The sequence below is a fragment of the Planctomycetia bacterium genome (genome assembly GCA_015200345.1).
Lineage (GTDB): Bacteria > Planctomycetota > Phycisphaerae > UBA1845 > UTPLA1 > PLA3.
Genome location: CP054187.1, coordinates 1,289,573 through 1,302,025 on the forward strand (window position 1 = coordinate 1,289,573; position 12,453 = coordinate 1,302,025).

Genomic DNA, 12,453 nt, shown 5'->3' on the forward strand with positions numbered 1-12,453 from the left:
CGAGAATTCTTGTTCCCGCCCTCACTTCGCCTCTTGGCCCCTCCCCTCGACCCTTTGGGGAAGAAATCCAATCGTTCCTCACAAAGCAAGTTTTATCATAGCAGGACTGTCTTACTTATGCAAGCCTTTGCGGGCGCCCCGTCGCCGGGGCACCCGGTCAGGCGATTAGCCAGCACAAATGCTACGGGCAAATGGTACCCGACCAGCCAGCCAGGGCCGCATTGTAGCCCGTGGTATCGGCCGATGTCACCAAGTTTCCAATCGTTCCGACGACGGCTTGTACAGTGTAGTCACCGTTGTAAGCCTGCAGGATGTTGTCCGTACCATCAGCAACCGCCGCATTGTATCCCGTCGTATCTGCCGACGTGATTCGACCGTCACCGGTAAAGTCGCCCTTCTCGCGGATCTGGATCTGGGCATCAGCCACGGCCGACGAGACGTTCGGGACATTGCCGCTCTGGGGCGCATCGGGCGAGCCGCCGGCGTTGATGCCGAACGAGACGTTCTCAACCGCGTCACCACCCGTCCCATAGACGCGAGTGATGAGCAGGCTGTCCACCTGCATGAAGACGCTGTACGTCGAATTATTGGCATGGTTTGCATCCGGAGCGCCGGTCATACCACCGCCGGGCGTGCCGCCACAGACGCGGTTTGCAGCCGTCGCTCGCAGGCGACCGAGCCGATATGGAACAACCGTGCTGGTCGCGCTCCATGCGCCGACGTTGGCGAAGCGAGGCGTCAACCGGTTCGTCGAGCTGTAGACCGGGCCGGTCGTGACCGGGACGGCGACCGCGCGGGCATCGTTCCAGTCGACGCCGGAGGCCGAACCGTTTGCAACACCGTTCCACGGCGTCGCCGCCGGGTTCGCGATGCTGTCCAGAACGCGACCGTCGTTGTTCATCGTGTAGCTGACCGACTCGAGGACGAATCGCGTGGTCGTTCCTGTGAGAACCAAGTCAAAATCCAAGCCGACCGAGCTGATGACGTCGTCGGTACCGCTCGCGTCATCGATGACGTCCATGTACACCCACAGGTCGCCCGTGGCTCGGTTTCCGTCGCCGTCGAGGTTCGGGAACGAAGTCGGCGCTCCGTTGTGGTAACCATTGTTTCGCTTCGGGTTGAGGCGCAGCATCTGGCCGCCGCCACGCTTGCCACCGGTGCCAGCCGGGGCATCGTTGAGGAACGGTCCATTCATCGTAGCCGGCGCCGAAATAGCATTGTAGTTGCTTGCGGTGTTCGCCGCGATCTCATTGTTTCGAACATCCATGAAGATGATCGAGTCCTGGGCGACGGCGGCGGCCGCGAAGGCCGAGACGACGCACAAGGCCACTGCTGTGCAGAAACTGCGATTCATTTCTTTGCTCCTCACTCCACTCTCTTGAGCGGAGGATCCACAACCCGGCCTCTGCCGGGGGGACCCAAAGCCTACCGGGGCTGCGGGTCAATCAGACCGTTGTCCCGTTTTACTTCTTCGCCCGGGCCACCCGGACGCCGAAGTCAGCCGGCCCGCTCCACCGTTCGAGCCAAGCCGCTGATGACAGGTTCCGCCGAACACTTACCGGGCGTTCGACCTCGCCTGCGCCGTGCGGTCCGTTCGATGTTATTCCGCGCGGTCGCGGCCGGTCAACTTCAAGGCGATCGCTTACTTGCCACTCTTGCCGGCAAGCCGCTTCATCGCCCGCGTCCGCATTGCCGCGTCTCTTGCAAAAACGCAGCAGATATCGAACGAACCGAGCCAACCACGCGGCATCACGAAGGATGCACGCACGATGTAGAGACGGGCGCGTTTTGCGCTCCGGCTGCTACATACGGCCATAATACCGCAAAAGGGCTGGAAAAATCAATGGTTCGAGGAGGTGAAAAAGATGAATTTTTGCGCTGCCTTAAGTCATTTAATTGCAATAGGTTATTGCTGCCGTGGGAGGCGTCTTCGGGAGGGAATCCGGGGGTTTTACGCGGCGTTAACACGGGTTCAGGCGCGAAATAGAGGTAAATCCGGGGGTGTCAGGAATTGTCAGAGTGAAACTCGTGTGGATGCGGTCCCGGCTTGTGTGAAGTGACACATTTGAAGGGATGGAACGATGTCCGGCGCCGCAACGCCGACGGGCGGGCCGTGTATGTTGACGATTGTATATATGCGCAGGCGGCGGCGCCCGCCCTACGGCGTGAGTTCCTCGCGGGCGCGGGCCTCGCGGCGCAGGGCGTCGAAGGCGGCGGCCTGCCGCCCGATCGCGGCGGCGGATTTGAAGCGGTCGCTCCAATCGGAGAGTTTTTTTACAAGCGTCGCGATTTGACCGGTCGCGGGCGGTCGCGGCGGGATCGAGTCGGACTCGCCCGGCTCGGATCGCGAGAAAACCCCTGATTTTGCGGGCGAATTCATCCATTGCGCGAAGGCATCGCGAACGCGCCGCACCGCGCGACGCCGCGCCGGAGCGCTGTACCCCGCGATATGCGGCGTGGCCAGCGCGGCGGCCGCGACCAGATCGGCTCGCACGTTCGGCTCGCCGCGCCAGACGTCGAGCGCCGCGGCGGCGAGCCGGCCGCTTTGCAGGGCGGCGAGCAGCGCAGGTTCATCCATGACGTCGCCACGCGACGTGTTGATGAGCCGCGCGCCGGGCCGAAGCCGCGCGAGCCAGGAAGCGTTGACGAGTTCCACCGTGGCGTCGGGGCCTTCGCGCGTGAGCGGGACGTGCAGCGAGACGAGATCGGCACGGGCGGCGAGTTCATCGAATGAAACAAGGTCTTTGACGCCGGCCCGCGCGAGCGGCGGATCGCAGGCCAGGACCGTCAAGCCCAGCCGGGCGGACCAGGCGGCGACGATCGAGCCGATGCGGCCGCGACCGAGGATGCCGAGGGTGACGCCGCGAAAGGGCAAGCCAGTTTCGGAGCGGGGCGCGGGAGAGGAAGGTCCGTTCGCGTCCATCTCCGTGTTGAGGAGGAGGTTGATAGCGGCGAGGACGTATTCGGCGACGGGGAGGGCATTGCACCCGGCGGCGTCGGCGAGGGCGATTCCTCGTTCCCGGACGGCGGCGGCGTCAATGTGGTCGGTGCCGGTGGTGACGGTGCCGAGGAAGGCCAGGCGTGGGCATCGGTCGAGCAGGGTTCGGTCGATGCGGGTGACGGATCGGATGATGAGGGCATCGGCTGCGGCGAGATCGGCGAGGAGAGCCTGGGTTGGGTCGTTGAGCGTTCGGCCGGAGAAGGCTCGGACGTCGCCGAAGGGGCTGAAAAGAACATCGTGGCTGATGTCTTCGTCGATGAGGATTCGCATGTGGGGAGTATAAAGGGGCTTTGGGGCTTGAGGAGTGAGCGGGCGGGAGGCGGTAGGATTCGCGGCGGGGCGAGCGCGTTTGGAATGCGGGTGCGACATGAACGACAAGCGGCTGTCTGCGGAGTTGCTGACGGAATATGCGGCGACGAAGCTGGAGGATCATTTCGCGCAGGTCAGTCGGTGCGCGCGGATGTTAAGCGTGGAGCAGCTCTGGCACCGGATCAACGGGCACAGCAACAGCGTGGCGAATTTGCTGCTGCATTTGAACGGGAACATCCGTCAGTGGGTGCTGGGCGGGCTGGCGGGTCGGGAGATCGAGCGCGATCGGCAGGCGGAGTTTGACACGCGGGGCGGTGCGGAGGTCGAGGCGCTGCTGTCGGAGTTGCATGAGACGGTGCGCGAGGCGTGCGGGGTGATCCGCGGGATGGAGGAGGAGCATCTGGCGTGGGAGTTTTCGATTCAATCGTATCGCGTGAGCGGTGCGGCGGCGGTGATGCACGTGGTGGAGCATTTCGCGTTTCATACAGGGCAGATCGTGACGATGACGAAGGCGATGCTGGATGTGGACGTGAGCCTGTATGACGAGAAGGGGCATCGGCGCGACGGGCGGAGCGACGAAGTGCCGTGAACGGCGGGCGCGTTGTCGAAGCACGAATCTGAAAAGAGGAATGGCTGCCACCGGCTGGTTTGATTCGGAGGCGGGCGAGACGCGTGTTCGTCGAAGAAGCTATTCGAGCTTGGCCGGATCGGTCATCTGGAGTTTCCAGACTTCGAGCAGCGATCGAGGATGGCCCGATTGCTCACTTCGAATCAATCGATCAAGAACAAGCAGAACTCGATCCCTTTCGAGCGAGTCATACCCGACTTGCATTTGCAGTTTGATCGCGCGGTTCCGCAGGGGATACTCGAGGTCGGCCATTTGAACAATCTCAAATACCGTTTCCTGGAGGGCACGACGAACCGACGGGTCCGCATGATCCGCGAGACGGGAATCGCCCAACGTGTCGAGCACGCGTTGTCGAATGAGCAAGTCACTGACGCTGGACGAGCCGTGCGCGCGGTAATCCGCGAGAAACGCGCGGACCGATTCGGCGTTGGGGGCGCCGGACACTCTCCGCGCCGCTGTCTGGCAATAGGCATCGAATTTGCGTAGCTCGGCCGGCGGTCCGAACCAGCGCGTTATCCACTTGGAACGAGTCACGCGCTCGTATTCTTCGGCATCGTTGATCTTGGTCGACTCCGAAGGTCTGCGCCCTTCGCGGTTCAGCCGTTCGTGAGCTTCGCGCCTGCGCCGGCTATCAAATCGTTCCAGTGTTTCCTCGATGTCGTATCGCACAACGGGATGAGGCTCGGCTTTCAGACGAGACTCGAGCAATCGGATCAAATCCGAATCGTCTGGTTCACACGTGTACCTCGTCATATACATAATCATCGCACTTCGAATCAGTGAATCCGGTTCAGGTCCGGCGATCCGGGCAAAACACTCCCTTCGCATGCTCTCCATCGCTGCTGAATTGCCCGTCGATTTCAATGCCTTCGTCAGAATGCACGCATAACGAATCGATTCATAGCGAGCAGAAGAATCGCCCTTCCAGTCAGTTCGCGGCAGGTTCCTCCAGTAGAACTCATAAAGCGGTCCAATGTCCTTTGGTGAAATGGAGTCCGCCTTGGCAACCAATTTCTCGGTTAATTCGATCAGGCGCGCGGTATCAAACGCCGCGGCGCCACGTGGACGACTGACGGGTTTCCACGTTCGCGCCTCGGGTACGATTAACGAATCGGCATTGCGCACGCCCGACGTTTTCATCCACGTTCGGACTCGATTCTCCAAGTCATCCGGAAACCCCTGCCAAACCACCTCTCCGGATGGGTTGACGAACATGGCATAGGGGATCGACCGGACGAATGAATTGTGCGTTTCGGGCTGCCCGGCGCAGATCGCATAATTTGCGTTGCGGCGTTGAAGCGTTGTCTCCAAGCGCTCGGGGGGTTCATGGGTAATGCCGATGATGACCAGACCCTGTTCCCGGCAGGTATCCTGCAACTTACACAACACTGGAATGTTCGCCACGCACGGCGCGCACCACGTCGCCCAGAACTCGACGAGCACCGGGCGACCGCGCAAGCGCTCCCACGTGAGCGGTTTGTCAACATTAAACCAACCGGTTCCGGAGAGGCTCGGTAACCCGGTCGTGACGGCAGGCGCGGCGCGGCTTGAATCCTGTGCCTGTGCTCCGACACGGACAAGCCCGATTCCGAGCAAGAGCGCGATGCAGGTCGCAGCCCGCCAATAAGGTCGTCGCGCGTACAACAAGACTCGGCTCCTTTGATCAACTCCTGCCGTTATACCGTTCCCTCTCCCCTTCAACGGCATAGTTCGGTCCGGACTGAACCACTCGATCATACCAAATTTCACCGACAAGCTGATTCAATTCACTTCGAAAAGCTTCTTCACCCTGTTTGCCTTCAGCCTCCATTCGATCGAGTACTTCGGCGACAACCTGATTATGAATCTCCTCAAACTGCGACGGTGTAACCTCAAGAATCCGGTCGTTCCATCGAATGACGTCCGCGAGCAGTGCCGCGCGTTCACACGGTGACAGCGCTGCAGCGAAATCCCTCGTCTCCGCCGTGTCCATAAATGCCGGCAATTGGCTAAACATGGCGTCCGCCAAGAATGACTCATTCGCTTCTTTCTGAGTTAGCGGCGAGCAAGGTGCCTTGAGAGATTGCGGACCGATGGTCAGGGTGAGCCTGCAAAGGCTTTTTTGGCCTTGTTGTTCAATTCCATTTTGCCAAGTTCGAGGTACGCGCGAACATCAGGTACCTGCTCGCTTTGAATTCTGGCTTCGAGGACGCGCCTGACTTGATCCTGATCCAACCATTCGACGCCGGCAGCGTCAAGCGCAAGCCATGTTTTCAGTCGGAGCCTCCAATCCTGCTCGTCCTTCTGAAACAGTTGAAACAGCCATTCTTGGAATAGCTGCTTTTCAGAACTGGACAGTTTTCGAATGGCGGTGAGCATTCCCGCACGTTCGAGAATGTGGTTGCGCAGGAGCAGGTCTTGCCGACTGTCCGTGCGATGGCGCGATAATTCACCCGCAAAAGATTCTATTACGGCCTCGATGGCCTCCTCGTGCATGATCTTATCCAGACGGTCGGCAGTTGCCTCGAACTGCTTGATATCGCGGGGCATTCCAAGAAACTTCGCGCTCCATTTGTCGCGCGCTTCCTGGTATTGCCGGATTGCCGTATCGCAACGTGAAATCTGACGCTGCGGATAAGTCCGTGATGTGTCGAGTCGCTGAAGGGAGTTCGTCAAGTGCAACTGAACAACGGGGTTGTTCTCACGCTTTAATTCATCCTGTAGAAACGTGATGGCGCTCTGGTCGCCTGCGAGATAAACACTGCCCACTTGCCTGGCCAGAGTCGCACGATTCGGCCAGTCCGGATCGTGCAATGCGATTGCCTGCTTCAGTTCATGTCTCAATTGCAGTAGGCCAGATTGCTTAGCATATTTGCCTAACACCGCATGTAGTTCAAAAACACAGTCCAATACTTCCGAACGACATTCGCGGTCGCCCTGCCAGTCCCCGACCGGAAGGTTTCTCGAAAAATACTCAAAAAGACCTGCAATTGCCAAAGCCGCATCCGAATCGCCAGCCTCAACCTTGTTGATGATCCGATGAATTTCGTCCTGCAGGGCGGCTTGATCATACCCGCGGCTACGCGGGGGACGATTCTCGGTATATCCGACGATGTGACCAGCGCGAAGCAAGCTCGGTAAATTGACTTTTGGACACTTTTCCAGCCGAGCGGCTAACTGGTCCATCGGAATATCGCCGGTTGCCTCAAGCACGATGACGCCGTTCGGATCAATTAAGATGCTTGTCGGCAGCATCGATACGCCGGGTGTTCGCTGATTCGCGCAGACGGCGTATCCCATACCCAGTTTTTTCGCGTATGCGAATGCCCGCGAAGGAGCTTCTTCCGTCACGCCGATGATAATCAGCCCTCGATCCTCAAATCGCTTTTGAAGTGTATTCAGGCGAGGAATCTGACGAATACAGGATGGGCACCACGACGCCCAGAACTCGAGCAAGACCGGCCGGTTTTTCAATTCACTCCAATTTAACTTGTGCGCTACGTTCAACCAGGCACCCGAATCAAATGCGCACAATTTCTCCTGATCGCTGACGGATACTGTCGGTGACTGCGCTGTTGCCCTCGAAACAGCAATGCCGATGAATACAGCAACCATGCATAGACAGGCCGCGTGATGGCGGAATGGATCTTTCATGAAACACGCTTCATTCATGACCCGGATTCGGCACCGGATTACCGATGTCTGTTATAACTTCTCCGACAAACCCATAGTACCCCCAGAGTCCATACAGGAGATTGTTCCTATAGAAGACGTAATGAGCATCGCCTTCGACTTCATTATTCTGCATGATTTCGACTACAGTGCCGTTTAAATCCTGCATGTAGACATTGAAGTCTTCTTCAGTAATCTCGAAGATAGAGTTATGCATCTCCATAACATCCGCCAGTAATTGGACGCGCTCTTCGGCTGTGAGTGAACAGATGAAATCGCCGATTGCGTTCGTTCGCCAGAAAGTCGGCAATTGCGAAAAGATCGGATCAAGGATCGCCGCATCGCAAGGAGCAATTCTTTCGCAACGACACGGAGTGGTATCACTGATCTCAGACGTTTGAGACTGCGTTGGTGACTGAACACTGATTGACATTACCTCTGACCGTTGCCCCGGTTCAAGCAGTGGATTGATGTCAACCTCTTCATTATCGGCGGTGAGCTGCGGCACATATTGTTCTTCACATGCTGCCTTACATGCATCACGCTGGGCCGGAGTCTGCGAAGGCTTTGAGTTACAGCAGGAACCACAGGCCACGAGGCGATTCCCAGCATTAGCACAAGCAGTCACACAATTAGTAGTAGCTGATGGATTCACGCACTCGTTGCATCCCATCATGGAGAGAACGAAAACGACAAGAGTACCCAAAAGTATACATTTCAACAGGTACACCTTCATCATGGAGTAATCTCCTTCACCAAAAGGTTCCACCGACATTGCCACCACTGCAACGAGGGTACCCCCCCTCTGATGAAAGTCAAGACTTTTTTAGGAATCGCACTGCGGAATTTTCGCCAAGCGACAGATTGTGTCACTCATCGGATTCGTACTCATCTTATTGCCTATTTTTTACTTTCCGTGTCGCCATTTCGCCCGCTTTTCCCGCCAGCCCGCCTCGAACGCTCGAATAGGCCCCTGCTCGTGAATCCCCCGCCGCACGGCCGGGCGGAGCTGCTTGAGCAATTTCGCGGCGTCGGCGGCAGTCAGGCCGCGCGAGGCCATCAAGTAACACAGCGCGACGGCGGCGCTGCGGCCGCGGCCGGCCTTGCAATGGATATAGATTCTTTCGAACGGATTCGCCGCGGAAGGACGTTTGCCGCCGGAACCCGTGTGCGTTCGGATGAAATCGAGTGCCTTGTTAATGTCATCGAGCGAGGGGCAGTGATAATCGAGCGTCGGCAGGTGAAGTTGCGTCATGCCGAGGGCGGCCAGCTTTTGCCGTTCGCCGGGGAACTCCTCGCAGAGGTTGATGATCGCGGTGACGCCGAGCGCGCGCAAGCGCTTCAAATCACCGCCGACGGGAATCGCGCCGAGAATGACATGCTCGTCAAGGATGTCCCACTGCCGCCAGAGGCCCAGCCGGTACATCAACCGTCCCGCCAGCAGTGACGGCCAGTAGCCAACGCGAACGAACGCTTGAAGCAGCAGCCGTTTGATTCCTTGCAGTGCCATCCGTCATCCATCGCCAACAACGATCCAACGGCATCGGCGGTCCCCGCGAAATCGGCGGGTCTCGACGCTTTCAACGGTCCACAGCGGTCTGAAGCTGCGGCAGCAGGCCGACGCCGTCGATCGGCGGCAGGTCTTCCAGTCGATCGTCGCGACCGAGCATCTGAAGAATCGTCGGCACGACATCGACGATGCGGGCGCAGGGGATTTCGGCGTCGCCCTTCAGCCCCGGACCGGCGAAGAACATCGGGATGCGCAGGTCACGCCGGACGGCCGAGCCGTGATTGCCGGCGTGGTGGCCGGTGAAGGCATAGTCCCCGGAGGTGAAGACGACGACGTCGCCCGCTCGCACCGAATCGAAATACTCGACGATCTGCGGAACGAAATCGGGGAACTCGGTGTCGGCCGTCGCCGCGAGCCAGTCGCGCGAGCCGTGCCAGCCGGCAGTGAGAAAATCGGCCAGGCCGTGACGGCGATAGCGCAGGGGGTCGGGGACGCGGCCGGCGGCGTCCGGAGCGATGCGGTACTCGGCGAGCGTCGCGTGTTCGGGCTTGTCGGGGTCCGATGCGGGAAGGCGTCGTTCGATGACGGCGGACTCGCGGCGGGAGTAAATACGCACGCGATCCGGTCCGTCGGCATGGCACAGGAGCGCGATGCCCCGAATTCGGCACAAGTCCGGTGGCCCGGAGAACTCGCCGCCGGGGAAGAGCACGTGCTGGATTCGATCCAGCGCGGGTCGTCTCCCCCAGCCGTCATGATCGCGGAGATGGATCACGCCATGCCGATGCGAGGCGTCCACCAGGAAAGCATCGAACGGCTCCAGCGCAGCGCGGCGCGCCTCCCGCGACGCGGCGGTGATGACCGCGGGCGCATCGGCCGTGGTGGCTACGCGGAGCCTGCAACGATCCTTAAGAAAAGCCGTCAGGTCGATTACACGCTCGGGGTCGGCCGGGACATGCCCGTGATCGCTGGTCAGAATGAAATACACGCGATCGGCGACTTTCTCGCGCTGCACGGCGCGCACCACGCGGCCGATCTGCCGGTCGATGTTGCGCAGTGCCTCGCGGTATTCGTGACTGTTAGCGCCGTAGGTATGGCCGATTTCATCGACGCCGGGGAAGTAGTGCACGAGCAGCTCGGGCCAGCGTTTCTCGTACCAGGCGACCCAGCCGACTTCCTCGATCGTGCCGCCGACCAGTTCGTCGACGTTGGCGTAGCGCTGGACGGCGAAGGCGGCGCCCTTGAGCACGGGATTATCCAGTGTGACGGCCGCGCCGCGTCGCGTGGGGCAGTGAACGTTAAAGGTCAGCCGGTCGTCGAGCATTTCATAGATGGTCTTGTGCGTAAAATCCTGGTTCACGGTGAGATAATCGCGCAGGGTGATGTAATCGACGGCACGCAGATCGCGCGGGTCAAACCAGGTGTTGCCGACGATGCCGTGTGTGCCGGGGAAGCACCCGGTGAAGAGTGACACGGTGTTGGCATACGTAACCGCCGGGATGGACGTGACGGCGTGTTGCACTTCGATGCCGTTGTCCTCAAACAGGTGATCGATATTGGGAAGCTGCCCCGTCGTGCGCAGCAGTTCCATGGTCTGGAGATCCATCCCGTCAACAAAGAAAAGCACAACGGCGGCGGGCGGTCTGCGAACCGTCGGTCCGAGGTTCAAATGGATTTCGCGCTGGGGGTTGCAACCCGCCCCGAGCAGCGCGCTCCAGAGCAGCGCCCCGACGCAGGCCACGTGCACAGGACATAACGAGTTGATTCGAACCGTTCGCGGCGTCATGTTGAGCCGCGGATTGTAGGGGGACGGCGCGGAAAGCGTACGAATCGGCAATGGTGAGCCATTACGGCTCGATCGTGCAACCGACCATCACGAGGTCGCGGCTGGGCGTGAGCTGCGTGCGCGCAATGCGGACGGTCCGCTCCATCGGTTGCCATTCGCCGTGAATCCGGAAGCGAACATGGAGCGTGTCGCCGACCTGCGGTGCGGCCTGCACGTCAGTCAGGAACCCCATGCTGGTCGGCGATTTGTCCACGGCCCAAGCCTTGTGATCTTCGATCCTGCCGGGGCGCTTCCAGCGGATGATGTCGTGCGATTCGATTCGCATGTCTTTGCGCATGGCGGGAAAGCGGCTGGGCGTGTGGTTGAATCGTGCGGTGAAATTCGCGTGTGCGGGATTCATGGCAGGTTGCTCCGTCAACAGCCCGTCGTCCGCGACATCGGTGGACGACCTTCGATTCTTCGGCATACGCCGGAGGCGATATGAGTTATCGATCTTCAACCCTCATCCGAATCACGATGTGACAGGGTATTCTAGGTTCGATAAGTTCCCCCGAACGTGGTATGGGGCACGAAACGACGTGGTATAATGCCCCTGCACGTTTCGAATCCCGCTCGGAGACGGCTAATGATCCCAGTCCAGAGTCCTAAGCAGTCGAAAGCGGAATCCTCCGCGCGCGCGCGGGCCTTCACGCTGATCGAACTGCTCGTCGCCATCTCCATCATCGCGCTGATGGTCTCGCTGCTGCTGCCCGCCATGTCCGCCGCGCGTCAGACCGGCACGGCCGCACAGTGCCTGGGTAACCTGCGCACCCTCGGGCAGGGACTTGTTATGTATACCACCGATCACGCCGACCAGCTTGTCCCGGGCCGGCTGCCGAGGATCGACGATGACAATTGGCGCACGCTGATCCTGGGCGGCTTCAAGTATCGGCCGACTTTTCTGGCGATGATGGGGACGAACGTCGGCATCCAGGCGTTCGCCGACCCGATGCCCAGCGCGACCCTGTTCGACCTGTTCGGCGAGAAGGGCGACCGGCAGAACTACAGCAGCCGCGTCTATGTCTGCCCCGCCACGCCCGAATGGACCGATGAGCGCAACGGCTCCTACGGCTACAACTACTCGTTCCTCGGCAACTCTCGATTAAAGACAACGAGCGATATCACGTCGTTCAAGAACTGGCCCGTCTCGGTCACGCGGATCAAGGACCCGTCGCGCACGGTGGCCGTCGCGGACAGCATGGGCACGGCCGCCACCGAAGGCGTGGATCATCGGATGGCGTACGCGAACAATGCGAACGAGCCGGAGCGGTTCGGCAATGAGGGCTTCAATCTCGACCCGCCGAAGATCGCGCCCGTCAACGGCGAGTCGGCCGGCTATCCATCGGAGCGCACGGCCGTCGACCCGCGCCACCTGAAAAAGAGCAGCGTCATGTTTGTCGACACGCACGTGGAGTCGATGACGCCGAGCCAGTTGGGCTACCAGTTCGGGCCGCACGGCGAGTATCTCTTCGACGGGAACAATTCGCTCTGGTCGGGCACCGGCCGCGATGAGGCGTGGGTGCAGAATTGAT

General features: G+C 60.0%; 11 protein-coding genes. 2 read left to right on the top strand and 9 right to left on the bottom strand.

Features of this window, described 5'->3' with window-relative positions:
• Positions 1–181: 181 nt before the first annotated feature.
• Together HRU71_05425 and HRU71_05430 are read right to left on the bottom strand one after the other, a co-directional pair.
• Positions 182–1,354 (bottom strand): hypothetical protein, encoded by a 1,173-nt coding sequence (locus HRU71_05425; GenBank protein QOJ02960.1) that lies wholly within the window; start codon positions 1,352–1,354, stop codon positions 182–184.
• 804 nt (positions 1,355–2,158) lie between these two features.
• Positions 2,159–3,271: a 4-phosphoerythronate dehydrogenase gene (locus HRU71_05430; protein QOJ02961.1), complete on the bottom strand. Its 1,113-nt coding sequence runs from the start codon at positions 3,269–3,271 to the stop codon at positions 2,159–2,161.
• Between the two features lie 97 nt (positions 3,272–3,368).
• Here HRU71_05430 and HRU71_05435 point away from each other — a divergent pair, with 97 nt between their 5' ends.
• Complete coding sequence (locus tag HRU71_05435) at positions 3,369–3,899, top strand: DUF1572 family protein (GenBank protein ID QOJ02962.1); 531 nt, start codon at positions 3,369–3,371, stop codon at positions 3,897–3,899.
• Between the two features lie 99 nt (positions 3,900–3,998).
• On the opposite strand, the gene HRU71_05440 is transcribed toward HRU71_05435, so the two are convergent.
• The 7 genes from HRU71_05440 to HRU71_05470 form a co-directional block, all read right to left on the bottom strand.
• Positions 3,999–5,582, bottom strand: a complete 1,584-nt coding sequence (locus HRU71_05440; protein QOJ02963.1) for a TlpA family protein disulfide reductase — start codon at positions 5,580–5,582, stop codon at positions 3,999–4,001.
• Between the two features lie 19 nt (positions 5,583–5,601).
• On the bottom strand, positions 5,602–5,946 hold the full coding sequence (locus tag HRU71_05445; protein ID QOJ02964.1) for a hypothetical protein: 345 nt from the start codon (positions 5,944–5,946) through the stop codon (positions 5,602–5,604).
• Positions 5,947–6,014: 68 nt separating this feature from the next.
• On the bottom strand, positions 6,015–7,571 hold the full coding sequence (locus tag HRU71_05450; protein ID QOJ02965.1) for a TlpA family protein disulfide reductase: 1,557 nt from the start codon (positions 7,569–7,571) through the stop codon (positions 6,015–6,017).
• A 10-nt stretch (positions 7,572–7,581) separates the two neighbouring features.
• Complete coding sequence (locus HRU71_05455) at positions 7,582–8,328, bottom strand: hypothetical protein (protein ID QOJ02966.1); 747 nt, start codon at positions 8,326–8,328, stop codon at positions 7,582–7,584.
• A gap of 168 nt (positions 8,329–8,496) precedes the next feature.
• Positions 8,497–9,099: a dual specificity protein phosphatase family protein gene (locus tag HRU71_05460; protein ID QOJ02967.1), complete on the bottom strand. Its 603-nt coding sequence runs from the start codon at positions 9,097–9,099 to the stop codon at positions 8,497–8,499.
• 70 nt (positions 9,100–9,169) lie between these two features.
• Complete coding sequence (locus HRU71_05465) at positions 9,170–10,882, bottom strand: alkaline phosphatase family protein (protein ID QOJ02968.1); 1,713 nt, start codon at positions 10,880–10,882, stop codon at positions 9,170–9,172.
• 61 nt (positions 10,883–10,943) lie between these two features.
• Entirely contained in the window at positions 10,944–11,282 is a 339-nt protein-coding gene (locus HRU71_05470; GenBank protein ID QOJ02969.1) for a hypothetical protein, read from the bottom strand.
• Between the two features lie 186 nt (positions 11,283–11,468).
• On the opposite strand from HRU71_05470, the gene HRU71_05475 reads away from it, so the two are divergent.
• Complete coding sequence (locus HRU71_05475) at positions 11,469–12,452, top strand: type II secretion system protein (GenBank protein QOJ02970.1); 984 nt, start codon at positions 11,469–11,471, stop codon at positions 12,450–12,452.
• The last annotated feature ends 1 nt before the right edge of the window (position 12,453 follow it).

Coding starts and splice junctions, on each gene's coding strand:
- HRU71_05450 (QOJ02965.1), bottom strand. CDS start 7,571: ATGAAAGATCCATTCCGCCATCACGCGGCCTGTCTATGCATGGTTGCT.
- HRU71_05430 (QOJ02961.1), bottom strand. CDS start 3,271: ATGCGAATCCTCATCGACGAAGACATCAGCCACGATGTTCTTTTCAGC.
- HRU71_05425 (QOJ02960.1), bottom strand. CDS start 1,354: ATGAATCGCAGTTTCTGCACAGCAGTGGCCTTGTGCGTCGTCTCGGCC.
- HRU71_05475 (QOJ02970.1), top strand. CDS start 11,469: ATGCCCCTGCACGTTTCGAATCCCGCTCGGAGACGGCTAATGATCCCA.
- HRU71_05465 (QOJ02968.1), bottom strand. CDS start 10,882: ATGACGCCGCGAACGGTTCGAATCAACTCGTTATGTCCTGTGCACGTG.
- HRU71_05435 (QOJ02962.1), top strand. CDS start 3,369: ATGAACGACAAGCGGCTGTCTGCGGAGTTGCTGACGGAATATGCGGCG.
- HRU71_05455 (QOJ02966.1), bottom strand. CDS start 8,328: ATGATGAAGGTGTACCTGTTGAAATGTATACTTTTGGGTACTCTTGTC.
- HRU71_05460 (QOJ02967.1), bottom strand. CDS start 9,099: ATGGCACTGCAAGGAATCAAACGGCTGCTGCTTCAAGCGTTCGTTCGC.
- HRU71_05470 (QOJ02969.1), bottom strand. CDS start 11,282: ATGAATCCCGCACACGCGAATTTCACCGCACGATTCAACCACACGCCC.